The following is a 25,033-nucleotide window of genomic DNA, read 5'->3' as shown; positions in this document are numbered from 1 at the left end:
GCCAGCGAGGCGAGGCAGGGCGGTGTTTCCCGGCTCTGTCATATTACAAATTTACTACAGCAAATAATTCTTAGTTGCTAGATTTAGATAAGAATGAGTGTTAGAAGCAGATTCACCTGAAGCTCTTGCCCGGCTTAAAACCGCGGCAGCCCTGGCTGCTCCAGCAAAAATTATTGAGCAAACAGAATTAGATAAGTATGGGGAATCCAATGCGTATGCGTGGTGTTTTCGGCCTGCCGGTCGGGCTTTTGGCGTTTTATGCAGCTGGCGCGATGGCGCAGCAGGGGAACACGGAAAACGCCCCGGCGGTCCTCCCCGCCGTTACAATCGAAGGCGAGGCGATCAACAACGCCGCCCAGCGCGCGATCATCGACAAGCGCGAGGCCCCGAATGCCAAGACGGTGATCGAGGCAGAGCAGCTCAACCAGTTTGGCGATCAGCCGCTGGGCGATGCCTTGCGCCGGCTGCCGGGCGTGACCTTCCCGGGCGGCAATCGCGCCCGCGACGTGCAGTTGCGCGGCATCGGCGTGGAATATTCCCAGGTGCTGGTGAATGGCCGCCCGCTGATCGACGGCAATTCCAAGCGTAGCGTGCAGGTGGACCGTATCCCAAGCTCGATGGTGGAGCGGGTGGAAATCATCCGCTCGCCGCTGGCCAGCATGGATGGCCAGGGCTCGGCCGGCACGGTGAACATCATCCTGAAGAACCAGAACATGGCGCCGCGCCGCGAGGCGGGTGTTGGCGCCGGGTATCTGGGCGAGAACGGCCCGCTGGGCGATGCCACTTTCCTGCAAGCCTTCAACGCCGGTCCGTGGAGCGCGGTTCTGTCGGGCGGCGTGCAGCGCCAGCGCCGCAACGAAAGCAAGGATACGCTGACCTATAACGCGGCCGGCGGCGCCAATGGCGGCACGCTGGAAAAGAACGAGCGGCGTTTCGATCAGATCAACCTCACGCCATCCTTCCAGGTGCAGGTGGGCGATCAGGATACCCTGCGGCTGGAGCCGTCCTATCTGCGCACCCGCGAATTGCGCAACGATATCTCCACGGTGTTGCAGGCCAATCAGGTCAACATCAATACCCGCGAAGTGGAGAAGCGCACCCGCGAGCGTGAGAATTACGGCGTCAACGGGTCTTGGACCCATGAATTCGACAGCCAGACCGATCTGACTTTGAGCCTGGATTACCAGCAGGCCAGCGAAGACACCCTGCGCCGTGCCACGCGCTACACTGCCGCCGGCGTGGCCAACCGCGTGCGCAACCGCACCGAAAACATCGAGCTGGAACGCTACAGCCCAGCCCTGGTGCTGAAGCATCAGCTCGACGGCCATGAATTGCAATTCGGCACCGATTACAGCAATTCCACCCGCGATGAAGATAACAGCTCGATCACCAATGGCGTGGCCGATGCGCCGACCCGCAACCGCCGCTACGGGATCGAGGAAGTGCGCCGCAACGGCTTTGTGCAGGATAGTTTCCGCATCACGCCCAGCGACCGCCTGACCTATGGCCTGCGCGCCGAGGATACCAGCACCAAGGCAACCGATTTCTTCGGCGCCAGCACCGAGAAGGACAGCTTCTTCCTGCTGCCATCGGCGCATTATGTGCATTCCTTCCCCGGCGATCTGGATTTTCGTGCCGGCATTGCGCGCACGCTGCGGCGGCCCGATCTGCGTGAATTGTCGCCCAGCGTCGTCACCAATGGCGGCACCGTGGCCAACCCCGATGTGGGCGGCAATCCCAACATTTCGCCGGAAGCGATCTGGGGCCTGGATATGGGGTTGGACCAGTATTTCTGGAACAATCGCGGCCTGCTCGGCGTCAATGCGTTTGCCCGCCGCTTCTCCGACAAGATCGAGAATATCCTGGCCAATGAGGGCGGCCGCTTCGTTTCGCGCGGCCAGAATGTGGGCGATGGCAAGATGTATGGCCTGGAGCTTGAGGGCCGCCTGCCGCTGACCTTCATCAATCTGGAAAACCTTACATTGTGGGGCAATGCCACCCGTGTATTCACCGAAGTGGAAGCCAAGGCCACCGGGCAGACCCGCCGTTTCCTGGATCAGCCCGATTATGTGGGCAATATCGGTATCGACTGGTTCGTGCCGTATCTGCGCACGACGCTCGGGGCCAGCGTGAACCTGAACAGCGGCTATGTGCAGAATAACCGTCTGGCCGATGGTACGTCGCAGATCGCCGATGTTGGCGCGGCGGCCCGCTTGGATCTTTCGGCCCGGGTGGAACTGACCAAGGATGTATCGCTCAGTGTCTCGGCGCTGAACGTGCTTGCCGCCAGCGAGAAGCGCAGCGACCGCACGCTCAACGCGGCCGGTGCGCTCACCGCCCAGTCGATCACCGACGAGCCGACCTACCGCTCGATCTACATGCGGTTGGTTTCCACGTTCTGACCCGACGAACAAAACGCCACGCGAAGGACAGCCCCACATGTCTCAACCGTATCGGCGCAACCCGCTGAAGCCGCCCATGCAATGGCGCTGGTGGCATAAATGGCTCGGGATCGTGCTGTCGTTGCCATTGCTGCTGGTGGCGGTGACGGCCATCCTGCTGGCCCATGACCGGGCGCTCGGTCTGCGCCAGATATCGGTGGTGGCGGATTGGCTGCCGGCCTATGGCGATGCCGCGACCGGAATCGAAATCCGCGCCGCCCAACGCCTGCTGGATACCGATTACATCGCCACCCGGCAGGGTTTGTTTGCCCTGCGCGATGGCCAGGTGGAAACCATCGCGGCATTGCGCGGCACGGAGATGCGCGATCTGGCCATCGCCGATGGCAGGCTCTATGGCGCCGCGCGCAACGGCATCTGGCTGCGCGATGCCGATGGCACATGGCGCCATGTGCTGAAAGCCGAGGCCTGGTCGGTGAATGTCCGGCCCGATGGCGCGATCCTGGCCGCCACGCGCGAACGCGGGCTGGCGGTATCCATGGATGGCGGCATTCAGTGGCAAAGCGAGAACGCGGCCGCTCGCGCAATCGCCGAACAGAGCGGCATCGATCCGCGCGCCACCAATCTTGGCCGCCTGGTGCTGGACCTGCATACCGGCAAGGCGATCCTGGGCCGGCAATTGGAATGGTTGTGGATCGACATTACCGGCGCGGCGCTGGTGTTTCTGGCGGTATCGGGCCTGGTGATGTGGCTGCGGGCGCGCCGCCAACGCTTGCAGGCTCGTTATGAACGCCTACGGCGCGAGCGTCAGATGCCCGTGGCAGCAAGGCATCAGTAGCTCCGGCAGAGCCGCAGCACGGGATTGGACAACGCCAGGCGGATGAATTCGGCCTGGCGTGTGCAGCCGGTTTTGGCGAAAACCTGCTTCAGTTGCGTTTTCACGGTATGCAGGCTGACGCCGCTGCGGCTGGCATATTCCTCAAGCTGGTCGCCATCCAGCAGGCCGGCGGCGAGTTTGGCCTCTGCTGGCGTGAGGCCGAATTGCGACATCAGCGCCGCATGGCTGGGGCTGCGTTCGCTGTCGGGATTGTTCACGAAGATGATCGCCGTTGTGCCATCAAGGTCGCCGCCCAAGGCATCGGCGGGGGCCGGGCATATCAGCAGCGACAATGGCTCGCCCATGCGGCGGGGCAGGGCGATCAGGCCGCCGGCCGATATCGACGTGCCGCGACGCATCCTGCCGGCATCCTGCATGGCTTTTTGCAGCGGCGGATTGCGGGCGGCGATTTCGGCACGCAGATGGCCCTGACTGATCGTGATGCCCTGGCCGGTTTGCAGCAGGGCCGAAGCGACGCGGTTGGCGAACAGCACTTTGCCGAATTCGTTCACCGCCACCACGCCGATGCCCAATGCCTCCAGGGCCTCGAAACCGATCTGGCGCTGACGATCGATGCCGTTCAAGCGATGATGCATTTGCAGCGCGCGGATCAGATGCGGCAGCAGCAGGCCGAAATTCTGTTTATCCTCGGGGCTGAAAACAGGGCGGTCGTGTGCGCGATGAATGCCGATACCGCCGATGCTGCTGGCATTGATCGGCAGCATCGCACCCACCAGATGGCAGACGCCGATGCGTTTGCCGAAATCATAATAGAGCTCGGACTTCAGGAAATCCCGCTCGGTGATCACTTCATGGCTCAACAGCGGAATCCCGATTCCGGCTTTCAGCCCAGCCTCCACATAAGGATCGCGGGCATGGAAATAGTTTTCGTAATCGCTGAGCGACTTGGCGTCGTAATTGTCGGTGAAAGACGTGATCGCCGTTTGCGGGGCCGCTGTATCGCGGATCTGTAAGGCGCAGCTTCCGGCGTTGAAAGCGGTGGCAATGCGGGTGGAAATGCCCTGCCAGCCCATCGGCGCCACGGCCGCCTCGTAGAGGGATTCGACCAAGGCAGAGAACTGGACGATATCCAAGCACCCCTCCCGCAAGACACCTGCCCATGCAATGCATGTATAGGTAGATATTCTGCGGTTATACCTTGTTTGAGCGATGCGTCGGAACTTTAAAATTCTTAATATGCGTGCGTCGTTAACACTGCAACTTCTATAAATGGGCGTTGCGATGGCGACCATAACTTAACCGGGAGAGAGCAATGACCTTTAAATTTGCTGTTTTGGCCGCGGCTTTGATACTGGCGGCTCCGCTTGCCCAGGCGGCGGAAAATCCGGCAGAAGTGGATGCCGTGGTGAGCGCCGTAACGGCCGCCAACCCCGACAAGGCCAAGCTTTGCGGTTCCGGCCCTGCCGGCATTCAGGGGGCGGTTTCCACCCAGGTGCGGGCATTGGCCCAAGCCGGCAAGATCAAAGGCAATCCGCAGGCGGTTGGCGCCGAAGCGGGCGGCAAGATCGGTAAGTCCTGCTCGGGCGGTTGAGTTTCGTCTGCATACAATAGCCGCTGCCAGGCAGGTGCCGGGCAGCGGTTTTTTTATGGCTTTTGCCTGCCCGTTACTGGCCGGCAGCGATCACCAGGGGATGGTGAAAACCCTGGCCGCTTCGATATCCATGGGTTTGGAAAGCAGGTAGCCCTGCGCACAATCCACGCCGATCCGTTGCAGCATGTCGAGTTCCTGCCGGTTCTCCACGCCTTCCGCGATCACCAGGCTGCCGATTTCATGGGCGAAGCTGGTCAGCCCCTTGGCCAGGGCGCGGAGCTTGTAATCGGTGTCGATATGCCGGGTGAGGCTCATATCCAACTTGATGATTTCCGGTGCCAGATTGAGGATGTGGCGCATGCTGGAATAGCCGGCGCCGGCATCGTCCACGGCCAGGCGGGCGCCACGCAGCCGGAACGGCGCAAGCGCCTTCGAGAGTTCGGCATAATCGGGCACGATGGCATGTTCGGTAATCTCGATCACCACGCGGGAGAGGTCGCCTATCTGGTTCAGCAATGTCTGCAATTGGCCGGACAGGATCAGTTGCGGCGAGCTGTTGACGCTCAGGCTGATGTTCTCGGGCAATTGCTTTAGCGCTGGAAGCGCCTTGCCGATGGCGTGCAGTTCGAGTTCCAGGTTCAGATTTGCCTGGCCTGCCAGATCGAACCATTCGCCCGGCGAGCGTTTCGGTTCGATATCGAAGCGGGACAGGCACTCGAAGCCCCGGATCCGCTGTTCGGCGATGTGGTAGATCGGCTGGAATACAATGCGCGGCGCGCCCTGGGCCATCGCTGCGTGGATTTCATCGGCGAGGCCTTGTCGTTCGCGGCGGATGGCTTCGTTTTCATCCAGGCGAACAGCGAGCACTTCGGCCAAAGCCCGCATCAATTGCATGTCGCGCTCGGTCAGCAATGGGTTCGGCAGATAGCTGAAGCAACATAACGTGCCATAGACTTGGCCATCCTCGAGCCGCACGGGGACGCTCAGATGCGAACCGATCGGGATGGCATGGGTGGCTGGAATATCCAGCGTGGCCGGTATCCGGGAAGTATCCGGAATGTATTCCGGCAATTCGCCCCGAACCACCTTGAGGCAATAGCCCTCTTCAAGCGGAATGCGCTGATACTGGTGCAATGGGCCATTGGGAACGCTGTCCACATATTCCAGCACGCGGTCTGGCGGCGTGAACTGCGAGATGAAGGCAACATCCATGTTCAGGTGTTTTCGGATCGCGCGCAGCATGCGCTCGGTGCCTTCAGCGCCGATGCCATGTTCAAAAAGCTGGGTAAAGGGGAGGGAATTGCCTGCCGCCGCTTCAGCGCCGCTATACATATAGCAAATCTCGCCTGGATAGGATTTTGCGATTGTATTTCAACTGGACTGGCTTTTCCAGGCTGCGCTTGCGTATATAGTGCGATTTTGATCATATAAATTGTATGTATTAAATCAAACCACTCGTTTTTAATAACGCGAAATACGAGTATGTGGGGGCGTAAACCGACAAGGAGTTCCGGCCGGATGATGGTCTGGCCCGGAAATCCTAGCGGGGGACTGCGGGGGTTAAGGTTTTTCGTGCGTCGTGGCGGGGCGGGCGAATTGCGGGAAATTCGGGTGCGCGATCAGCGGCGTTACCTGCACGCTGGAAAAATACGGATACAGCGGCATGGCGCGGATCTGCGCGTTTACCGCATCGGCATCGGGCAGGGCTGCCAGCATGAACACGCCGCGCGCAGTGGCCTTGCGCCAGATGCCGACAAGCTGGCGGCGCTCCAGCATGGCTTCTTCCTCGCGCCATTCCGCCGGCACCAGGGTTTGCGCCGCATCGCCGATACGGGCGTAATCCACCGTCAGGTCGATCCAATAGAGCGGCGTACCCTGATAGGGCTGGCCCGCCACCGGCTTTTCATGCGCCGTGGCCGGCTTGGCGAATTGCGGAAAATTCGGATGCGGGATCAGCGGCGTGGCGCGCACCTCGCCGAAATAGGGATACAGCGGCATAGCGCGTAGCCGGGCATTCAGTGTGTCGTGGTCCGGCATGTCCCATACCAGGATCACGCCATTGGCATCGGCCTTGCGCCAGATGCCCACCAATTGCCGCGCCTCCAGCATGACCTCGGAGGCCCGCCATTCGCCTTTCACCAATTCCGGTAGCTTGTCGCCGGCATCGGCGTAGCGCACCTGTACTTCCGCCTGAAACAGCATGGTGTATCCGTTCAATCGATGATGCGTTTTTTCACATAGCTGCCCGGTGCGGGCTCGATCGGCTTCAACTTGCCGTCGCCCGGTACCCGCGCCTTAACCTTGGCGCCGGATTTTTTCGACAGCCACTTGTCCCAATCCTCCCACCATGAGCCGGGATGTTCGGTGGCGCCCTGCATCCATTCTTCCACGCTGGGCGGGTTGGTTTTGATGTCGTTCACCCAATGCTGATACTTTTTCGCACGGGGCGGATTGATCACGCCGGCGATATGGCCCGAGCCGGCCAGCATGAAACGCACCGGCCCACTATAGAGCTGGGTGGCTTTGTAGACCGAGCGGAACGGCGCAATATGGTCTTCGCGGCTGGCCTGCAGATACACCGGAATCTTGATCTTGCGCAGATCGATCTTCTCGCCGGCGAGTTCCAATCCGCCGGGCTGGGCCAGCAGATTGCGCTGATACATGTTGCGCAGATAGAAACTGTGCATCTTGGCCGGCATGCGCGTGGCATCGGCATTCCAGTAGAGCAGGTCGAAGGGGAAGGGCTCCTTGCCCAGCAGGTAGTTGTTCACCACGAACGACCAGATCAGGTCGTTGGCGCGCAGCATGTTGAAGGTGGCGGCCATCTCGGTGCCTTCGAGATAGCCTTTTTCGGCCATCAATTCCTCGAAATACTTGATCTGCTCCTCGTCGATGAACACCGACAATTCGCCGGCTTCGGAGAATTCCACCTGGGCGGCGAAGAAAGTGACCGCCTTGATGCGATCAATGCCCTTGGCGGCCATCCAGGCCAGTGTGGAGGCCATCAGCGTGCCGCCGATGCAATAGCCGATGGCGGTGACTTCCTCCTCGCCGGTGGCCTGCTTCACGGCATCCAGGCCATCCAGGATGCCTTCGCGCATATAGCTTTCGAAGGTCTTGTCGACATGGCGTTCGTCGGGCTGGTTCCACGACACCACGAACACCGTATAGCCGTGATCCACCATCCAGCGGATGAAGGAATTCTCCGGCTTCAGATCGAGGATATAGAATTTGTTGATCCAGGGCGGCACGATATAGAGCGGCCGCTTGTAGACCTGCTCGGTGGTGGGATTGTACTGGATCAACTGCATCAGATCGTTCTGGTAGATCACCTGGCCCGGCGCGGTGGCGACATTGCCGCCCACATCGAAGGCCTTGGCATCCACCATCTTGATGTTCAGCTTGCCCTTGCCGCGCTCCATATCCTCCAGCAGGTTCTGCAAACCCTTGATCAGGTTTTCGCCGTTGCTGTCGATGGTGGCGCGCAATACCTCCGGGTTGGTCATCACGAAATTGGAGGGCGCCATCGCGTCCACGAACTGGCGGGTATAGAAATCCACCTTCTTCTGGGTCTTGGCATCCAGGCCGTCTACATTGTTGACGGTGCGCTGCAGCCAGCGCGCGGTGAGCAGGTAGCTCTGCTTGATGTAGTCGAACAGATAGCTTTCGTTCCAGGCCGCATCCTTGAAGCGCTTGTCGCTTTTATCGGGATTGGCCACCGACGGTGCCTGATGGCCCAGGAAACGCTGGGCCGATGTGGTCCAAAGCTCCATATAGGCGCGCCACAATTCCACTTGCGCTTCTACCAGCTTGGTCGGATTGGCCAGCATGCGCGAGGTCATTTCCATGAAGGCGTTGCCGATATTCATCGGATCCGGCGTGGCCGGCAGGGAGGGCGGTTCCGCGCCCTGCTTGGCGAGGAAATCCGACACCAGTTTTTGGCTTTGTTCGGCGATTTCCGACCAAGTTTTGGCCCATTCGGTCGGATCGGGCAAGTTGCCCCCACTGTCCGGTTGCTTGTTCATCCGACAATCCTTATTCTCGGGCCCTAAATTCTTCAGCCGGTTTCCCGGTTTTCCGAGCCATTCGGCTATTTCCTCTGCTTCGGCACGAGGTTACGGGATACCGGAAAGGGCCGCAAGATGGTGTGGTTTGCCGCCGACGATGATTTGATGGCGGTTGTCGATCTGGGTTTCGGGTCAGGTTCAGGGGGCGTTTGATGGCGATGATGGGCAAGACACAGGCAACGGGGCAGGGTGGTTTGGCCGGCAGCAAGACTGCCCGTCGCAGCCTTCTGGCGCCTGCCTTGCTGGCCGCCATGCTGGGCCTGGGCGGTTGCTCGGTGCCCGATTGGGCCGACCCGACCGAATGGTTCGCCGACGATCCGGTGGTGCCGGCCAGCCAGGCCGGCCGCGCCACCGACGAGCGTTTTCCCAATCTGGGCCGGGTGCCGCCGCGCCCGGTGGAGCAGAGCACCACCGCCGAGCGCAGCCAGGCCATGAATACCCTGGCCGCCGACCGCAACAATGCGCGCTATACCGACGAGGAGTTGCGCGCCCGCCCCAGCAGCTCCAATGCCTTGCCGCCATCGCCCAGCGCACCCAGCACGGCCCTGCCGCGCCAGGCCGGCCAGTCGGTCGCGAACCAGCAATTGCAGGGCGGCGCCGTGCCTTCGGCACAGGTGCGCGAACTGGCCATGGGCCGTGGCGAATTGACCAATCCGCGCATCGCCGGCCAGCCGAATACCGTGCTGTCGCCCTCCAATGCCGCACCGATAGCCCAACCGCCCCAGGCGATGAGCCAAATGCAATCCGGGGCGAATATGGGCAATGTCTATGCCGCCAGCCTGATGGCCTCGGCCGCCACCACCTTGCCGCCTGGCCTGCAGCAGCAGGGCTTTGTCCAGCCCGGCAGCACGCCCGTGCCCAGCCCGGCCACGCCCGGCGTGAATGCCCAACCGGTCGCCAATTTCGGCGGCCCGGCCACCCGGGCGGCGATTGGCAATCCCGGCCAGGGCCGCGAATTGCTGGCCGTGGTGCGTTTCGCCAATGGCTCGGTCAATCTGGATAGCCGCGACAAGGCGCTGCTGAAGCAGGTTGCCGAATATCAGCGTGGCTTCGCCTCGGCGCCTGCCTTGCGGGTGATCGGCCACTCATCCAGCCGCACCGGCGACATGCCGGCCAGCGGCAACCGGCAGACCAATTACGACCTCTCGCGCAAGCGCGCCGAGGCCGTGGCTGCCGAACTCACCCGGCTGCATGTGGATGCCCGAGCTATTATCGTAGAGGCCAGGGCAGACGCCAGCCCGGTCTACTACGAAGCAATGCCGCTGGCGGAAGATTACAATCGCCGCGTAGAAATCTATCTCGAAAGATAAGCTGATTTGAGCTAGAGAAACGCGGCGCGGCACAACCGGCGCCGCTATAGCGATTCGCATCCCCCGATCGCAGCCGACGCGCCAAAACGGACGTTAAAGACATGGATACCGAGTTCTACCGCATCAAGCGCCTGCCGCCTTATGTGTTCGAAGAAGTCAACCGCATGAAGGCGCAGGCCCGCGCCGCCGGCGAAGACATCATCGATTTCGGCATGGGCAACCCCGACAACCCCACGCCGCCGCATATCGTGGCCAAGCTGGTGGAGGCCGCGCAGAATCCGCGTGCGCACCGCTATTCCTCCAGCCGCGGCGTGCCCGGCCTGCGCAAGGCCTTGGCCAATTACTACGGCCGCCGCTTCGGCGTGACGCTGGACCAGGACAAGGAATGCATCGTCACGCTGGGCTCGAAGGAAGGCCTGGCCAATCTGGCGATGGCGATTTCGGCGCCCGGCGATACCGTGCTGGTGCCGAACCCGAGCTATCCGATGCATGCCTTCGGCTTCATCATCGCCGGCGCCAATGTGCGCAGCGTGCCGATCGGTCCGGGCTTCGATTTCTTCGCCGGCCTGGATCGCGCCTATCGCCACAGCGTGCCGGCGCCGATTGCGCTGATCGTCAGCTTCCCCGCCAATCCCACGGCGATGACCGTGAACCTGGATTTCTACAAGGAAGTGGTCGATTTCGCGAAGAAGCGGAATATGTGGATCATCTCCGACCTGGCCTATTCGGAAATCTATTTCGACGGCAATCCGCCGCCCTCGATCCTGCAGGTGCCCGGCGCGCGCGATGTGGCCATCGAGTTCACTTCGCTGAGCAAGACCTACAACATGCCGGGCTGGCGCATCGGCTTCGGCGCCGGCAATGCCAAGCTTGTGGGCGCGTTGGCGCGGGTGAAAAGCTATCTCGATTACGGCGCCTTCACGCCGATCCAGGTGGCGGCCACCGCCGCGCTGAACGGTCCGCAGGATTGCGTGGAAGAAATCCGCGCGATGTATAAATCGCGCCGCGACGTGCTGGTGCAGGGTCTTACGCAGGCCGGCTGGGCGATCCCCAATCCGTCCGCCTCGATGTTCTGCTGGGCACCGATCCCGGAACGCTATGCCGATCTCGGTTCGGTGGAATTCTCCAAGCTGCTGCTGCGCGAAGCCAAGGTGGCGGTGGCGCCGGGCATCGGCTTCGGCGAATACGGCGACAATTTCGTGCGCCTGGCCTTTGTCGAAAACGAACACCGCACGCGCCAGGCGGTGAAGAGCATCAAGCGTCTGTTGAGCAGCCCCAGTAATCTGCCGCAGGAAGATCAGAAGGCGGTGGCTCATGGCTAAGAGTATAGTGAAGGCACCGCCGCTGCGTATCGGCGTTGCGGGTTTGGGCGTTGTCGGCAGCGGCGTGGTGCGGCTGCTGCATGAACGCGCCGCCTCTTTGAGCGACCGCGCCGGACGGCCGATCCAGGTGGTGGCGGTGTCGGCGCGCGATCGGCGCAAGAAGCGCGACCTGCCCAAGCAATCATCCAGCTGGCGCTGGTACAAGGACGCCGCCGATCTGGCGAGCGATCCCGAAGTGGATGTGGTGGTGGAGTTGATCGGCGGCGCCGATGGCATCGCGAAGCGACTTTGCGAGACAGCGCTGAAGGCCGGCAAGGGCGTTGTCACCGCCAACAAGGCGATGCTGGCCATGCATGGCGACAAGCTGGCCGCTCTGGCCGAGAAGCAGGATGTGCCGCTGGCTTTCGAGGCGGCGGTGGCGGGCGGCATCCCGATCCTGAAGGCGTTGCGCGAAGGCCTGGCCGGCAACGGCATCAAGCAATTGCACGGCATCCTGAACGGCACCTGCAACTATATCCTCACCGAGATGCGCGAGACCGGCCGCGATTTCGCCGATGTGCTGCGCGAGGCACAGGCTTTGGGCTATGCCGAAGCCGATCCCAGCTTCGATATCGATGGCGTGGATGCGGCGCATAAGCTGACCGTGCTGGCCGGTCTGGCCTTCAATCAGAAGGTGGATTTCAAATCCGTGCATGTGGAGGGCATCCGCCACATCTCGGCTGTCGATATCGCCTTCGCCAAGGAATTCGGCTATCGCATCAAGCTGCTGGCGATTGCGCGGCGCACGCCCAAGGGCATCGAGCAGCGCGTGCATCCCTGCCTGGTGCCGGCCGGCATCTCGATTGCCCATGTGGATGGCGTGTTCAACGCCGTGGCCGCCGAGGGCGATTTCGTTGGCAAGGTGATGTTCGAAGGTCGCGGCGCCGGCAGCAATCCCACGGCGTCTGCCGTGGTGGCCGATCTGGTGGATATCGCCACCGGGCGCAGCAGCCTTGCCTTCGGCGTGCCGGCGACCAAGCTTTCGGTATCCAAGTCGGCAGCGATGGCAGACCATGTGGGCCGCTATTACATCCGCTTGATCGTGAAGGACCAGCCCGGCGTGCTGGCTGATGTTTCGGCCATTCTGCGGGATCACAGGATCAGCATCGAAAGCCTGGTGCAGCGCGGCCGCGCCGAAGGCGCCAATGGTTCCGTGCCGGTATTGCTGATCAGCCACGAGGCACGCGAAGCCGATATGGCGCGCGCGTTGAAGCGCATCGGCAAGCTGCGTTCCATGCAGGAGCCGCCGCGCCTGATCCGCATCGAGGCGCCATGAGCAAGACACCCAAAAGCAAAACCGGCGACAGCAAGGCTGCCCAGCCGATCTCGGTGGAGCGCAATCTCACCCTGGAGGCCGTGCGCGTGACCGAGGCCGCCGCCATCGCCGCCGCCAAGCTGGTCGGCCTGGGCGATGAAATGGCCGTCGATCAAGCGGCCGTTGATGCCATGCGGCGCGCGTTGAATGCACTGGATATCGCCGGCACCATCGTGATCGGCGAGGGCGACCGCGACGAGGCGCCGATGCTGTTCATCGGCGAGACGGTCGGTTCCGGCAAGGGCCCTGCGGTGGATATCGCGCTGGATCCGCTGGAAGGCACCTCGATTGCCGCCAAGGGCGACAATAACGCGATGAGCGTGATGGCCTTTGCCAATGCCGGCTGCTTTTTGCATGCGCCGGATATCTACATGGAAAAGATCGCCGTTGGCGCCGGGCTGCCCGATGGCATCGTGGATCTGGATCGCAGCGCCGCCGAAAACCTGTCTGCCCTGGCGGCAGCCAAAGCCGTGGCGGTTTCCGATCTCACGGTCTGCATTCTCGACCGGCCGCGCCATATGGACCTGATCCAGAGCGTGCGCGCCACCGGCGCCCGCATCAGCCTGATTTCGGATGGCGATATTGCCGGCGTGATCGCCACCACCGATCCCGATACCGGCATCGATATCTATATGGGCAGCGGCGGCGCCCCGGCCGGTGTGCTGGCGGCGGCGGCCTTGCGTTGCATCGGCGGCCAGATGCAGGGCCGGCTGATGTTTCGCAACGAGGATGAGCGCGCGCGGGCCCGCCGGCTGAATATCGAGAAGCTGGACCGCAAATATAATCTGCACGATCTGGCCCAGGGCGATGTGATCTTCGTGGCCACCGGGGTCACCGATGGGTCGATGCTGCGCGGCGTGAAGCGCGTGCCGCCCAACGCGCTCGGCGGGCCGGGCGGTGTGAAGGTGAATTCCATCGTCATGCGTTCGCAGACCGGCACCATCCGCCATATCGATGCGGTGATCCGCAATCCGGCTACCTGAGATGAGCGAGGCTGCGGCACCGTATCTTGGTGTCGCGCGCTCGGTGAGCGGGCGGCGCTGGCGCCTGCGTGCGGCCGACGACCGGCTGGCCCTGGCGCTGGCGCAACGCGCCGGCTTGCCCGAGGTGTTGGGCCGTGTGCTGGCCGGGCGCGGCGTGGCGCCTGAGATGGTGGAGGATTTCCTCAATCCCAGCCTGCGCCGCCTGCTGCCCGATCCGGCCGGCTTTCAAGACATGCGTAAGGCCGCCCAGGCGATTGCCGAAGCGATCATGCGTGGCCAGCGCATTGCGGTGTTCGGCGATTACGATGTGGATGGCGCCACATCCTCGGCTTTGCTGAAGCGGTTTTTCAATGCCATCGGCCAGCCGCTGCGGGTTTACATCCCCGATCGCCAGAAAGAGGGCTATGGCCCCAATGCGCCGGCCATGCGCAAGCTGGCGGATGAAGGCATCGGCATCGTGATCACGGTGGATTGCGGCACGCTGGCTTTCGAGGCGCTGGGCGAGGCGGCGCGGCTTGGCCTTGGCGTGGTCGTGCTGGATCATCATCTGGCCGAACCGGAATTGCCAAGCGCCCTGGCGGTGGTGAATCCGAACCGGCTGGATGAAACCGCGGGCCATGGCCAGCTTGCGGCGGTGGGCGTGGTGTTTCTGCTCCTGGTGGCGCTGAACCGCGCCTTGCAGGAGGCGGGGTATTTCAATGCCGATACGCCTAAGCCCGATCTGCTGAACTGGCTCGATCTGGTGGCGCTGGGCACGGTCTGCGATGTGGTGCCGCTCACCGGCGTGAACCGGGCGCTGGTGGCGCAGGGCATCAAGGTTTTGCGCCAGCGGCATAATGTGGGGCTTTCGGCGCTGGCCGATGTGGCCGGGTTATCCGAGCCGCCGGGCGCCTATCATCTGGGCTTTCTGCTCGGGCCGAGGGTGAATGCCGGGGGGCGGGTCGGCCTGTCCGATCTCGGTGCGCGGCTGCTGGCCTGCGACGATCCGCGCGAGGCCGCCGGTCTGGCGCGCGAACTGGATCGGCTGAACAAGGAACGTCAGGCCATCGAGCAGCAGGTGCTGGCGGAGGCGCTGGAGGAATTGCAGGCCGTGCCCGATAGCGCGCCGCTGGCCCTGGTGGCGCGGCGCGGTTGGCATCCCGGCGTGATCGGCATCGTGGCGGCGCGGATCCGCGAGGCGGCCGGCAGGCCCAGCTTCGTGCTGGCGGCCGATGATAACGGCATCGCCAAGGGCTCGGGCCGTTCGGTGCCCGGCGTCGATCTCGGCGCGGCCGTGGTGGCGGCGGGGCAGGCGGGTCTGCTGCTCAACGGTGGCGGCCATGCCATGGCGGCTGGCCTTACCGTAAGCATGGAGCGGCTGGATGAACTGCGTGCCTTCCTGGCCGAGCGCCTGGCCGGGCCGGTGGAACGGGCCGGCGCGGATGCTTCGCTGGGCCTGGATGGCGCCCTGGCGGTGAGCGGCGCCACGGCCGATTTGCATGAACAGCTCGAACGCCTGGGCCCCTATGGCTCGGGCAATGCCGAACCCCGTTTCGCGTTGCCCGCCGTGCGGCTGGTGCAGGCCGATGTGGTGGGCGAGCGCCATGTGCGCTGCCTGGTCACGGCGGCCGATGGCCAGGGCAGCCGGCTGCGCGGCATCGCCTTTCGTGCGCTGGATGCCGCCAGCGCCACAGGCACGAAAAAAGGCGGGGAATTGGGTGAAACCCTGCTGCATGCCCGCACCACCGGCCGCCCGCTGCACCTGGCCGGCCATCTGCGCGCGGATCATTGGCGCGGCGAAAAGCGCATCCAGTTCGTGGTGGAAGACGCTGCCCTGCCCAGCGGTTGACCGCAGAGTCATCCGCCCGGTCCTGGGTCTGACCCCGGACCTAGCCCTGGACCCGTTTACAAGCGTGTGAAAAACCCTCCAGCAGCGCTTGATTTACCCCCCGAACCGGGCTAAACCCTGCCCCGCCGACAGGCCACGCCTCGACCCCTTCGTCTAGAGGCCTAGGACACCACCCTTTCACGGTGGGAACACGGGTTCGAACCCCGTAGGGGTCGCCAAATACTCATTTCTGCTTGAGAATTAGCAAGAGTTAGGCCGTTTCCGTTACCACTGGTACACGGAGAGGCCGATAATGCTGCTTTGCATGAAGCACCTGATCCGAATCAAGGTTGGGGTTTAGTGTATCGCCGCCGTGTTCCCGGCGACCTGATTGATGCCATCGGGCTGCCCGTGAGCGAGCGGCCTGCAGCAGGACCGGAAACAGATCGCTTGAAAGCCGTTAGGAACGCCGTGGCAGCCCCTTGAGCTGACGCAGGAAGTTGGGGTGATCGTTGAGCGTCTGCGCGCTAACAGTCTGATGCACGATTGGTAGGCTAAAGCAGCTCATCAAGCTTGCTTCCAAGGGTCGATGATCGCGACACCCGCTGCCTTGAAGGCGCTGGCGTCACGACTGGCGATTGTAAAGCCATGAACGGTGGCGATGGCCGCGATGTAGCCATCCGGTGTAGGAAAGCCCTTGCCTGCATGACGGGCGGCCACGGCAAGATCAGCATAGCAGCGGGCGGCGTCTGTATCGAAAGGCAGGATTCTGCCGTCGAACAGGCCTAGCATTCCGTCGAGTGTTGTTGTGAGCTTTTGTTTGCGCCGCCCGTTAGGCAGTGCTGCGATGCCGAACAGCAGTTCCGCGACGGTGACGCTGGAAAGATAAAGGGTTTCGGCGGCCTGTTCATCCAACCAGTCGCGCACGGCGGAAGCAGGTTCCGGTTTCATCGCCTCCGAGACGACATTGGTGTCGAGGATGATCATTCAAAGCTCATGGGCTTGGCAGGTGTCCGGTCGCGGCTCTGTTCCAGCGGCTCGAAATCGGCGTTGGTCAGCCCGGCAGCGCGGCTCAACGCCGACAAAGCGGAACCGATGCGGATGCGATTGGCGGGGCGAACTGCCGCTTCAAGAATGTCGCGCATTTCAGCCTCGGCGCTGCGGCCATGATGAGCCGCGCGCACCTTCAAAGCGCGGTGTGTTTCTTCGGAGAGGTTGCGAATAGTGACGGCAGGCATTTGATGGCACCTGATAGAATGTGATGGCTGTGATATCATTTTAATATAAATGATATCATTCAGCAAGAGCCATCAAAGCCGGGCCTAAACCACAGTCGAAAAGCTATCAATCTAGTAAACAAGGCGCGGCTTTCGTTTCAGACCGAATTCTTGGCGATTGGCGCTTTGCCCGATGGGCAGACGCGAGCGGGCAAAGCTTTATGCGTTGCCTGGGCCTTATGCGTTGCCAGGGCCAGAAGCAGCGAGGCTGAGCAAATCCCGGTATTCATGCACATGCTTGCCCGGGGCTGTCGTGCCGATCAACCGCATGATTGCGGCAGCCACCGTATCGGCCGGGATGGCGCGGTATTTTTCAAGACTGCCGAGCAGCAGCGGATTGAGCAGCGGGGCGACGATCTGGCCTAGCTGTTCGGCGAGGCGGCGTTCGGCGCGCGGGCCGAGCAGCAGGCTGGGGCGCAGGATGTCGAAGCGCTGGAAGCCGAGGGCTTCGATGCTGCGTTCGACCTCGCCCTTCACTTGCAGGTAAAAGCCTCCGCCGCCGGCGCCCACCGAACTCATCAGGATGAAATGCCCGGCCCCCTGGGCGCGCGCGGCCTGGGCGGTGGCGAGCACGTAATCATGGTCGATGCGCCGCATGGCGGCCTGTGAGCCGGCCTTGGCGATCGTGGTGCCCAGGCAGGATATGCCGATATCGATGGGGTGTTGTGCGAGGCCCGCGATGACATCGGCAGGATCGGCGGCAAGCGCCTCGAAATCCACCGCGGTTTCGCCCGCATCGCGCGGTTTGCGGGCCAGGCTGAGCAGCGCGATATCGGCGCGCTGCCGCAGCTGCGGCACAAGCAGGCTGCCGACCAGACCGCTACCGCCGGTCAGCAGCACCCGCATGGTTTTCAGAGCAGATAGAAGCCGAGCGCGCCGTTCACGCTCTCGCGCACGGCGTCGATCGAAGAGCCGATGGCGCGTTCGGCCGCCGGCAGGGTGATCGCCGAGGTGGCGGCCACAACGGTGGCGATCTGCACGCGATCCAGCCGCAGCAGCAGGCGGGCGTTCTCTTCGCTGATATCGCCGGTCGCCACGGCCTTGCCGGCTTCCTTGATCTTGCGTGCGAGGCTCTTGAGTTCGACCTTCACCAAGCCGCGGATGCTGCTCCAGCTGTCGCGGCTCTCCTCGCGGGCAGCGCCGAACATGCGGGCAAACAGGCTGTCGGTATCGATTTCGGTGTAGGCCATTGTGTTTTCCCCAAGAATTAAGCGTCTCTGTCAATCCGGACGTGAGAGAAAGTTACCCAGCGATCCTGCGGCGCGCAAGCGCCGGCCACCGCTCAATCCGCGCTCAATCCGTATCCCAAACCTTGTGCTTGCCCAGCCGCAGCGGCCGGGTCTTGCCATCGCCATCGCGGCGACCGGGATGATCGGTGGTTTTACGGCGGCGACGATCCGGCCCTGCATAGTCGCGGCTTTTCACATAGGGCCGGCTGCGTTGCAGCACTTGCTGCAGGCAGCGTAGCAAGGCTTCGGGCATGATCGGCTTGACCAGAAAATCATCCACCCCGGCGGCCATCGCCTCTGCCACCAACGGCCCTTCGGCATGGGCGGTCATCATCACGATAGGCAGCATCGGATTGCCCAGGCCCTCGGGCCGACGGACCATCTTCACCAGGGTGAGGCCGTTGATCATGCCGAGCTCGTAATCGCAAAGCAGCAGGTCCACCCCGCCGGCGCGCAATTGCACAATGGCTTGATCGGTATTGGGCGCCAATGCGGCCCGGGCATAGCCCAGCCCTTTCAGCATGGCCATCAGCATGGCCGCCGTTGGAGCATGGTCTTCTACCAAGAGTATGCGCGGCAAAAACAAATCTCCTGCAACACAGATTCGATTAGCTGTGTTGCAGACTTTTTGCAAGAATGGAGTGTGTTACTTTTTGTCAATTTTCCCGACAAATCGGGATGTCGGTGACCAGCAGGCTTTGCTGCAGCTTGGCGTAATACTTAAACGCCGGCCAACCGTTTTTCTTCAGCTTGTCGATCACGTCATAGGCCGCCTTGCAAACTCCATCATTGATCTCGGGCGCTGCGCGGGTGGCGATGCTGGCATCGTTTTCCCATTGCTCCTGGGCGGTGCGCTTGGGGTAGAGGCGTTTGATGGTGTTGTGGCGCATGGTGACCGCGCCCTTGATGCGATCGGTATTATCCTTGTCGAATGCATACCACGCATCCAGCGCGGCCTGGCCGTCCTCGGATACCCGGGCGCAGCGGCGCAGGGTGTCGCGCAGGCCCAGCCCGGCGCGCACTTCGGCCTCGGCTTCCACTTCCTTGGCGTTATAGCAGTTGGTGTTTTTTTTGCTGTTGCCGGCAGCTTGCGCACAGGCCGGAGTCAGGCCGGCATCCGCCGCGCCGAGCAGCATCAGGGCAAGGATATAGGGCGTAGCACGCAGGATCATTGCAAGCCGGGCAGCGCCGGCATGGCGCCGTCATTGGCCATGGCCAGCACGCCATCGATCAGGGCATCGGGCCGTTCCAGGCCGGCCTGGCGCAGCAGCATGCCGGCCTTGTCGCGCATGGCGGCATCGTTGAGCGGGTTTTCCGGATCGCCGAAGGCGTGACGGCGTTCGGCGGTGATCTCGGCGCCATCGTCCAGCCGCACCGATACGCGCGCGCCCCAGGCTTGCGGATAGGCCGATGCGAATGGTTCGGCAATCGCAGGCCGGGCCAGCGCACGGATATCGGCCAGGCGGCTGCGCGCCGATGCATCGAAGCTGGCGAAATCCACCCGGCCATCGCGCAGCGCGGCGGCCACGCAATGCTGCAGCGAGAATTTCGCTTCGTATTCGCTGGTGGGCAACGGCCGGTCGCAGACATCCAGCGCTGCCGTGTAGGTGTTCACCTGAATGCTTTCCACCGCCCGGTTGCCCAGCTTGGCGGCCAGTTCCAGCGCCGCGTCGATGGTGGGATGGGTATGGCGGCAGCAGGGCCAGGGCTTGATCGAGGTCTGGCGCAATTGCCAGGGCGCATCGGCATCGGCCAGCAGGCGGTCGGGGATGGCATCCGGGCAGGCGGCGCGGAAGAAACCTTTGTCGCCCTCCAGAATCTGCGGCGAACCGCTGAAGCCGCGCTGCGCCAGATCGGCGGCGAGCAGCCCGGCCTCGGCGGCGCGGCCGGCATGCAGATGTTTGCTCATCGCGCCGGTTTCCAGGAATTGCCAGAGGCCCGCGCTTTGCGTGCCGGCATTGCCCAGGGCATCCACCAATTGCGGCTTGTCCAGGCCCAGCAGATCGGCGGCGGCATAGGCCGAACCGAAGGGCCCGCAGGTGGCGGTGTTATGCCAGATCTTGTAATGCGCCGGACCGACCGCCATGCCCACGCGGCAGCAGGCCTCGAAACCTTTCAGGATGGCGCGCAGCAAAGCACGGCCCGCTATCCGCTTGCGCTTCGCCAAGGCCCAGGCCGCCGGCACCACTACACAGCCGGGATGCACCACGGAGGCACGATGCAGATCGTCCACTTCAAGGATATGGGTGAGGCCGCCGAGCAGCAAAGCCTCGCGCCCCATGGTCAACGGTTCGGCGGCGGCCCAATCCAGCAGAATCGCGCCAGGCTTGGTGAGGCGCCCGGCCAGGGCATTGGCCAGTGCGTCTAGGGTGAACAGCGCCGCAGCGTGGTAATCGGCATCCGAGATCGGCTTGGCCTCGATCAGGTCCACAAGCCCGGCAGTAAGGCTCTGCATTCCGCTCAGCTCTTGTTTTCCAACTGGCGCAGGATGCGGCAATCGCTGCCTTGGGCAATCACCGCGCGGCAGAAATCGGCGGTGGCGGCGGCGTCGTTGAAATCGCCCACCAGAATGCGCACGAAGCGGCCATGGCCAGGCACGTCGATCAGCTTGAAATGCGCCACCGCATTGCTGTGGCGCTGATCCAGCTTCTCGCGCAGCGCCGACCACAGGCGGTCGGCTTCCATCTCGGTGGCGGCGGACGCGATATGGGCCTCGTAGCGCGCGGTGCTGGCGGTCTTTTGCAACAGCGCGCGTTCGCTGGCCACGATGCCATCGAAGCCATGCACCTGGCGCGGCATTTCGCTGCGCGCGGCCTGAACCGGCATCGCTTGAGCGGGAGTGGGCCTTGCGGTAGGCATCGTGGCCGGTGTGGCGGCGGCAGGCATGGCCGCCGGCCGTTGCTGTTGCGCCGGTCGCGGCATGGTGGGTACGGGCTGCATGGCGGGCGCGGGCTGTGCCGCCGGAACCGGTTGCGCCGCCGGCATGGTCTGCGGCGCGCGCATGGCCGGCGGGGTTACCAGCGGCGTGGGCGAGGATTTCGGGCCGCCGAAACGCGGCGCGGTTTTGTCTTCATCGGTGGTGGCTGCATATTGCTGCGGGCGTTGCGGCATCGCCTGCGCATCCTGCATCACCGCCGTGCCCGGCGGCACCAGGATCAGCGGCTGCTGCAAGGCGGCCACCGGCACGATCACTGCGCGCGGCGCGGTGGGGGCGGGTTCGGGCAGGCCGAAGCTGGCCAGGCCGGTGGAGGCGAGGACGGCAATGCCGAGGGCAGCGGAAGCGGTGGGCAGCGACATGGCGGTGGATCCCTGGTGTCTTTACGTGGCTTGAGGTCTGTTTAAGTCACGTGTCTCTTTAAGTCCCTGTATTCTTAAAGGCAGGCCGGCAATGTGCGGGTTGCGGCTGGCAGGGCTGCAACGTTAGCATTGCGCTCCGATTCCCGCCATGCCGGATCGCCAATGTCCGTTTATCTGTCGAAATTCCTCTGGCCGCTGCTCAATCCGGCCAATCTGCTGCTGACCCTGCTGATCCTGGGCGGCCTGCTGCAAATCTGGCGTCCCTGGCGGCGCTGGGTGCGGCGTGGCGTGTTCGTTCTATTGCTGGCCCTGCTGTCGGTTTCGGTGCTGCCGCTGGGTCGCCTGCTGGTGGAACCGCTGGAGGGCTATTTCCCGCCGCCGCAACTGCCCGAGAAGCTGGATGGCATCATCCTGCTCAGCGGCTCCGAGCAGCCGGTGCTCACCGCCGCCTGGGGCCAGCCGCAGGTGAATGCCGCTGCCGAACGCTATCTGGTGTTTACCGAACTGGCCCGGCGCTATCCCGATGCCAAGCTGCTCTATACCGGGGCGGGGCTGCAATTGGGCGTAGAGCCCGGGCTGTTGATGGCCGAGGCGGATGTGGCGGAACGGATTTTCCAGCAGATCGGCATTCCGCTGGATCGCGTGATGTTCGAGCGCGCAGCCCGCAACACCATTGAAAATGCCGTAAACAGCAAGGCGGTGGCCAAGCCGCAGCCGGGCGAAACCTGGGCGCTGGTCACTTCGGCGCGCCATATGCCGCGCGCGGTGAATTGCTTCCGTGCAGTGGATTGGCAGGTGCTGCCGGTGCCGGTGGATTACATCAGCACCCCCCGGCAACCCGGCTGGGGCGGCTTTGCCAGCCTCGGATTTAATCCGATGGCCGGGCTGACCGGCCTCAATCTTGCCACACAGGAATGGCTAGGTTTGTTTGCCTACCGGCTATTGGGCCACACCCGCACGATTCTACCGGAGCGTTTACCGGATCGCGCAGTGAAGTAACCCTCTGGTCGCAGACTCTCTGGGGGCAGGGGTGGACCCTGGCTGCCGGCTAGGGTAATCAGGCTCAACAGCGCAGATTTTGACAGATTCGGAGTGCGGGTAATGACGGTTCAGCGCCAGGAAAAACGCAACCAGCTCGGTCACGTAATGCGCGGCAGAACGGCCACCCGGCTTATGGCGGTGGTGCTGGTCTTCGGCGGCCTGATCGCCGGCTGCGGGGCCAACCGTTCGCCCCAGCCTGCCGCCAATGCCGCGCCGGCCAATCCGCCTCAGGCCAATGCCGCCAGTTCCAGTACCGCAAACTCCGGCGCCGCGCCGGCTGCTGCGGCATCTGGCCAGCAGGTGGCGGCGGCCCCGGCCGCGCCGGCGGCGAGTTCGGCACCGGCTGCCGAGCCGGCGAATTTCGACCGCGCCGCCTTCAGCGAATTCCTCGAAGGCGTGCGCAAGGAAGCCATCGAGAAGGGCATCAAGCAGGAGGTTGTGAGCCGCGCGTTGACCGGCGTGGAGCCGGTGGCCCGCATCCTTGAGCGCGACCGCAACCAGGCCGAATTCAAGCTCAGCTTCGCCACGTATCGTGATCGCGTGATCACCCCGGCCAATATCGAGCGCGGCAAAAGGCTGCGCGAGCAGCATCGTGAATTGCTGGGCCAGGTATCGCAGCGCTATGGCGTGCAGCCGCGCTTCATCCTGGCGATCTGGGGTATCGAAACCCGCTATGGCGCCGTGAAAGCGGATGTCCCGCTGTTCAATTCGCTGGCCACCCTGGCCTATGACCGCCGCCGCTCGACCTATTTCCGCAACGAGCTGTTTTCCGCCCTGCAGATGCTGGATCGTGGCTATATCGACTACAACACGCTGAAGGGCTCATGGGCCGGGGCCATGGGCCAGCCGCAATTCATGCCGTCCAGCTATCTGGCCTATGCCGAGGATTTCGACGGCGATGGCCGCCGCGATATCTGGAACAATCAGGGCGATGTATTCGCCTCGATCGCCAATTACCTGGCCAAGCATGGCTGGTCCTCGGCGCAAACCTGGGGCCGCGAAGTGGTTATGCCGGCGGGCTTGCAGGCCCGCCTGGGCGAATTCGCCCGCCAGGGCCGTTCGGGCTGCCGCGCCATCGATGGCATGACCGAAGACAAGCCGCTGACCGAATGGGCCCGGCTGGGCGTGAAGCGGTCGGATGGCGGCGAATTGCCCAAGGTGCCGCTGAACGCCGCTTTGGTGCAGCCCGATGGGGCAGGCGGCCCCAGCTTCCTGGTCTATGCCAATTACCGCTCGGTGCTGCGCTACAATTGCGCCCATCATTATGCCCTGACGGTGAGCCTGCTGGCCGACAAGATCGACGGCTGAGGGCATAAAGCGCCGGCTTAGGGGCTGTAGTAAACGAAATGTCAACGGGATCGGCTTAACCTGACCCCTCGATTCGCCGCGGCGATGAGCGGGGACTCTTTGCTAACAGGGGCAAAACAGCCTATGATCCCACAACATTTAGCCATGAATCCGCAACGGCGCGCCATGTTTAGCAAACCCTCGCCCAGGCCCCGGGCATTAACCATGTTTTCCGCCCTGGCCATGCTTGGCTCAGGGCTGCTGCTTGCCGGCTGCGCGGAAACCCAGTTGGTCACCCATGCCGCCAAGTCGGTGGGGCGGCCGGATCAGCAGCAGGCTCGGGCGCTGCCGCCGGTTTCCGAACCCTCCGGGCGCGGCACCGGCATCTACAAAGTGGGCAATCCCTATCAGATCAACGGGGTTTGGTATTACCCCAAGGAAGACCCCAATTACGACGAGACCGGCATCGGCTCGTGGTATGGCGAGCAGTTCCACGGCAAGGCCACCGCCAATGGCGAAGTGTTCGACATGAACGAGGTGACGGCGGCGCATCCCACGCTGCCGATGCCTTCGCTGGTGCGGGTGACCAATCTGGAGAATGGCCGTTCCATCGTGGTGCGCATGAATGATCGCGGCCCCTATGTGAATAGCCGGGTGATCGACCTGTCGCGCCGTTCGGCGCAGTTGCTGGGCTATGATCGCCAGGGCACCGCCAAGGTGCGGGTGCAGTATCTCGGCCCGGCGCCGCTAGCCGCAGGCGGTGGCCCGCTGGTGGCCGGCGGCAGCGATCCCAATGCCGCCGTGGCTTCGCGCCGTAGCGATGATGCCGACAAGCCGCCGGTTTCCGCTTCGCCGCGTGGCACAGTGCAGGCCGAGGCATTGCCGCCGCCGCCCGGCGCGCGTGGCCGGTCGGCCGAAGTGGCGCAGGCGGCCTCCGCCGGGCCCAGCCCGATGCAGATCGTGGCCGCCGCCAACACGCCGCAGCGTACCGCGCCGGGCGTGAACCCCGCAGCCGAACTCGCCAAGCAGGACGTAAAGACCGAGCCGGTGCGCGGCGGGCGCGGCATCTATGTGCAGGTGGGAGCCTTCACCCAGCATGAGAATGCCAACCGCGTGGCGGCCCAGGTGAGCGGCCATGGCCCGGTGAACATTTCATCCCGCATCGTCAACAACCAGGAATTCTTCCGCGTCCGCCTCGGGCCGTTCGATCAGGTGTCGAGCGCCGATGCGG

At 63.4% G+C, this 25,033-nt stretch carries 23 protein-coding genes and 1 tRNA gene; 12 read left to right on the top strand and 12 right to left on the bottom strand.

Annotated elements, in window-relative coordinates; translation table 11 throughout:
* The first annotated feature begins 209 nt into the window (after positions 1-209).
* Entirely contained in the window at positions 210-2,402 is a 2,193-nt protein-coding gene (locus KF827_RS15405) for a TonB-dependent receptor (protein ID WP_291007259.1), read from the top strand.
* Between the two features lie 37 nt (positions 2,403-2,439).
* Complete coding sequence (locus KF827_RS15400) at positions 2,440-3,237, top strand: PepSY domain-containing protein (protein WP_291007257.1); 798 nt, start codon at positions 2,440-2,442, stop codon at positions 3,235-3,237.
* Here the strand turns inward: KF827_RS15400 and KF827_RS15395 are convergent.
* Positions 3,231-4,370 (bottom strand): hypothetical protein, encoded by a 1,140-nt coding sequence (locus KF827_RS15395; RefSeq protein WP_291007256.1) that lies wholly within the window; start codon positions 4,368-4,370, stop codon positions 3,231-3,233. The genes KF827_RS15400 and KF827_RS15395 overlap by 7 nt on opposite strands.
* Positions 4,371-4,549: 179 nt before the next feature.
* Between KF827_RS15395 and KF827_RS15390 the strand changes: the two genes are divergently transcribed.
* The gene (locus KF827_RS15390) at positions 4,550-4,828 is read left to right on the top strand and encodes a hypothetical protein (RefSeq protein ID WP_291007255.1); all 279 of its coding nucleotides are present in this window, start codon (positions 4,550-4,552) and stop codon (positions 4,826-4,828) included.
* 90 nt (positions 4,829-4,918) lie between these two features.
* Here KF827_RS15390 and KF827_RS15385 read toward each other — a convergent pair whose 3' ends face one another.
* From KF827_RS15385 to KF827_RS15375, 3 genes are all read right to left on the bottom strand, one after another.
* The gene (locus KF827_RS15385) at positions 4,919-6,160 is read right to left on the bottom strand and encodes an EAL domain-containing protein (RefSeq protein ID WP_291007253.1); all 1,242 of its coding nucleotides are present in this window, start codon (positions 6,158-6,160) and stop codon (positions 4,919-4,921) included.
* Positions 6,161-6,388: 228 nt separating this feature from the next.
* A complete protein-coding gene (locus KF827_RS15380; RefSeq protein ID WP_291007252.1) occupies positions 6,389-7,030 on the bottom strand; it encodes a muconolactone Delta-isomerase family protein in 642 nt (213 codons plus the stop codon).
* 11 nt (positions 7,031-7,041) lie between these two features.
* The gene (locus KF827_RS15375; protein ID WP_291007250.1) at positions 7,042-8,853 is read right to left on the bottom strand and encodes a class I poly(R)-hydroxyalkanoic acid synthase; all 1,812 of its coding nucleotides are present in this window, start codon (positions 8,851-8,853) and stop codon (positions 7,042-7,044) included.
* Between the two features lie 194 nt (positions 8,854-9,047).
* On the opposite strand from KF827_RS15375, the gene KF827_RS15370 reads away from it, so the two are divergent.
* The 6 genes from KF827_RS15370 to KF827_RS15345 all read left to right on the top strand — a co-directional run bounded on the left by KF827_RS15370 (position 9,048) and on the right by KF827_RS15345 (position 15,910).
* Complete coding sequence (locus tag KF827_RS15370; protein WP_291007248.1) at positions 9,048-10,205, top strand: OmpA family protein; 1,158 nt, start codon at positions 9,048-9,050, stop codon at positions 10,203-10,205.
* Positions 10,206-10,306: 101 nt separating this feature from the next.
* A complete protein-coding gene (locus KF827_RS15365; RefSeq protein ID WP_291007246.1) occupies positions 10,307-11,527 on the top strand; it encodes an LL-diaminopimelate aminotransferase in 1,221 nt (406 codons plus the stop codon).
* On the top strand, positions 11,520-12,842 hold the full coding sequence (locus KF827_RS15360; RefSeq protein ID WP_291007244.1) for a homoserine dehydrogenase: 1,323 nt from the start codon (positions 11,520-11,522) through the stop codon (positions 12,840-12,842). Before KF827_RS15365 ends, KF827_RS15360 begins: the two co-directional genes overlap by 8 nt.
* Positions 12,839-13,864 carry a class II fructose-bisphosphatase gene (gene glpX / locus KF827_RS15355; protein WP_291007242.1) on the top strand — a complete coding sequence of 342 codons (1,026 nt, stop codon included), beginning with the start codon at positions 12,839-12,841 and terminating at the stop codon, positions 13,862-13,864. The genes KF827_RS15360 and glpX overlap by 4 nt, the downstream gene beginning before the upstream one ends.
* Before the next feature lies 1 nt (position 13,865).
* Positions 13,866-15,692, top strand: coding sequence for a single-stranded-DNA-specific exonuclease RecJ (gene recJ, locus KF827_RS15350; protein WP_291007240.1), 1,827 nt, complete (start codon positions 13,866-13,868; stop codon positions 15,690-15,692).
* Positions 15,693-15,834: 142 nt separating this feature from the next.
* A tRNA-Glu gene (locus KF827_RS15345) sits at positions 15,835-15,910 on the top strand.
* Between the two features lie 328 nt (positions 15,911-16,238).
* Here KF827_RS15345 and KF827_RS15340 read toward each other — a convergent pair.
* The 8 genes from KF827_RS15340 to KF827_RS15305 all read right to left on the bottom strand — a co-directional run bounded on the left by KF827_RS15340 (position 16,239) and on the right by KF827_RS15305 (position 21,474).
* Positions 16,239-16,658, bottom strand: a complete 420-nt coding sequence (locus KF827_RS15340; RefSeq protein ID WP_291007238.1) for a type II toxin-antitoxin system VapC family toxin — start codon at positions 16,656-16,658, stop codon at positions 16,239-16,241.
* The gene (locus KF827_RS15335; protein ID WP_291007282.1) at positions 16,655-16,909 is read right to left on the bottom strand and encodes a plasmid stabilization protein; all 255 of its coding nucleotides are present in this window, start codon (positions 16,907-16,909) and stop codon (positions 16,655-16,657) included. The genes KF827_RS15340 and KF827_RS15335 overlap by 4 nt, the downstream gene beginning before the upstream one ends.
* Before the next feature lie 216 nt (positions 16,910-17,125).
* A complete protein-coding gene (locus KF827_RS15330; RefSeq protein ID WP_291007236.1) occupies positions 17,126-17,794 on the bottom strand; it encodes an NAD-dependent epimerase/dehydratase family protein in 669 nt (222 codons plus the stop codon).
* Positions 17,795-17,799: 5 nt separating this feature from the next.
* Positions 17,800-18,138 carry a hypothetical protein gene (locus KF827_RS15325; protein ID WP_291007234.1) on the bottom strand — a complete coding sequence of 113 codons (339 nt, stop codon included), beginning with the start codon at positions 18,136-18,138 and terminating at the stop codon, positions 17,800-17,802.
* Positions 18,139-18,241: 103 nt separating this feature from the next.
* Positions 18,242-18,757, bottom strand: coding sequence for a response regulator (locus KF827_RS15320; RefSeq protein WP_291007232.1), 516 nt, complete (start codon positions 18,755-18,757; stop codon positions 18,242-18,244).
* A 76-nt stretch (positions 18,758-18,833) separates the two neighbouring features.
* Positions 18,834-19,349, bottom strand: coding sequence for a hypothetical protein (locus KF827_RS15315; RefSeq protein ID WP_291007230.1), 516 nt, complete (start codon positions 19,347-19,349; stop codon positions 18,834-18,836).
* On the bottom strand, positions 19,346-20,632 hold the full coding sequence (locus tag KF827_RS15310; RefSeq protein WP_291007228.1) for an MmgE/PrpD family protein: 1,287 nt from the start codon (positions 20,630-20,632) through the stop codon (positions 19,346-19,348). The genes KF827_RS15315 and KF827_RS15310 overlap by 4 nt, the downstream gene beginning before the upstream one ends.
* Positions 20,633-20,637: 5 nt before the next feature.
* Positions 20,638-21,474, bottom strand: coding sequence for an SPOR domain-containing protein (locus tag KF827_RS15305; protein WP_291007227.1), 837 nt, complete (start codon positions 21,472-21,474; stop codon positions 20,638-20,640).
* 162 nt (positions 21,475-21,636) lie between these two features.
* Here KF827_RS15305 and KF827_RS15300 point away from each other — a divergent pair, with 162 nt between their 5' ends.
* The 3 genes from KF827_RS15300 to KF827_RS15290 all read left to right on the top strand — a co-directional run.
* Complete coding sequence (locus KF827_RS15300) at positions 21,637-22,473, top strand: YdcF family protein (RefSeq protein WP_291007225.1); 837 nt, start codon at positions 21,637-21,639, stop codon at positions 22,471-22,473.
* A gap of 102 nt (positions 22,474-22,575) precedes the next feature.
* On the top strand, positions 22,576-23,823 hold the full coding sequence (locus KF827_RS15295; protein WP_291007223.1) for a lytic murein transglycosylase: 1,248 nt from the start codon (positions 22,576-22,578) through the stop codon (positions 23,821-23,823).
* Between the two features lie 204 nt (positions 23,824-24,027).
* A partial coding sequence (locus tag KF827_RS15290; RefSeq protein WP_291007221.1) for a septal ring lytic transglycosylase RlpA family protein occupies positions 24,028-25,033 on the top strand: 1,006 nt, incomplete at its 3' end.

This window comes from Ferrovibrio sp. (genome assembly GCF_019636075.1).
Lineage (GTDB): Bacteria > Pseudomonadota > Alphaproteobacteria > Ferrovibrionales > Ferrovibrionaceae > Ferrovibrio.
This window is presented reverse-complemented; position numbering and strand designations above follow the sequence as displayed.

Bases quoted from the DNA above. Each gene is read 5' to 3' on its own strand.
- KF827_RS15330 (WP_291007236.1), bottom strand. From the start codon at position 17,794: ATGCGGGTGCTGCTGACCGGCGGTAGCGGTCTGGTCGGCAGCCTGCTT.
- KF827_RS15315 (WP_291007230.1), bottom strand. From the start codon at position 19,349: ATGATCCTGCGTGCTACGCCCTATATCCTTGCCCTGATGCTGCTCGGC.
- KF827_RS15340 (WP_291007238.1), bottom strand. From the start codon at position 16,658: ATGATCATCCTCGACACCAATGTCGTCTCGGAGGCGATGAAACCGGAA.
- KF827_RS15400 (WP_291007257.1), top strand. From the start codon at position 2,440: ATGTCTCAACCGTATCGGCGCAACCCGCTGAAGCCGCCCATGCAATGG.
- recJ (WP_291007240.1), top strand. From the start codon at position 13,866: ATGAGCGAGGCTGCGGCACCGTATCTTGGTGTCGCGCGCTCGGTGAGC.
- KF827_RS15310 (WP_291007228.1), bottom strand. From the start codon at position 20,632: ATGCAGAGCCTTACTGCCGGGCTTGTGGACCTGATCGAGGCCAAGCCG.
- KF827_RS15365 (WP_291007246.1), top strand. From the start codon at position 10,307: ATGGATACCGAGTTCTACCGCATCAAGCGCCTGCCGCCTTATGTGTTC.
- KF827_RS15370 (WP_291007248.1), top strand. From the start codon at position 9,048: ATGGCGATGATGGGCAAGACACAGGCAACGGGGCAGGGTGGTTTGGCC.
- KF827_RS15360 (WP_291007244.1), top strand. From the start codon at position 11,520: ATGGCTAAGAGTATAGTGAAGGCACCGCCGCTGCGTATCGGCGTTGCG.
- glpX (WP_291007242.1), top strand. From the start codon at position 12,839: ATGAGCAAGACACCCAAAAGCAAAACCGGCGACAGCAAGGCTGCCCAG.
- KF827_RS15385 (WP_291007253.1), bottom strand. From the start codon at position 6,160: ATGTATAGCGGCGCTGAAGCGGCGGCAGGCAATTCCCTCCCCTTTACC.
- KF827_RS15375 (WP_291007250.1), bottom strand. From the start codon at position 8,853: ATGAACAAGCAACCGGACAGTGGGGGCAACTTGCCCGATCCGACCGAA.
- KF827_RS15335 (WP_291007282.1), bottom strand. From the start codon at position 16,909: ATGCCTGCCGTCACTATTCGCAACCTCTCCGAAGAAACACACCGCGCT.
- KF827_RS15300 (WP_291007225.1), top strand. From the start codon at position 21,637: ATGTCCGTTTATCTGTCGAAATTCCTCTGGCCGCTGCTCAATCCGGCC.
- KF827_RS15380 (WP_291007252.1), bottom strand. From the start codon at position 7,030: ATGCTGTTTCAGGCGGAAGTACAGGTGCGCTACGCCGATGCCGGCGAC.
- KF827_RS15295 (WP_291007223.1), top strand. From the start codon at position 22,576: ATGACGGTTCAGCGCCAGGAAAAACGCAACCAGCTCGGTCACGTAATG.
- KF827_RS15405 (WP_291007259.1), top strand. From the start codon at position 210: ATGCGTATGCGTGGTGTTTTCGGCCTGCCGGTCGGGCTTTTGGCGTTT.
- KF827_RS15325 (WP_291007234.1), bottom strand. From the start codon at position 18,138: ATGGCCTACACCGAAATCGATACCGACAGCCTGTTTGCCCGCATGTTC.
- KF827_RS15390 (WP_291007255.1), top strand. From the start codon at position 4,550: ATGACCTTTAAATTTGCTGTTTTGGCCGCGGCTTTGATACTGGCGGCT.
- KF827_RS15305 (WP_291007227.1), bottom strand. From the start codon at position 21,474: ATGTCGCTGCCCACCGCTTCCGCTGCCCTCGGCATTGCCGTCCTCGCC.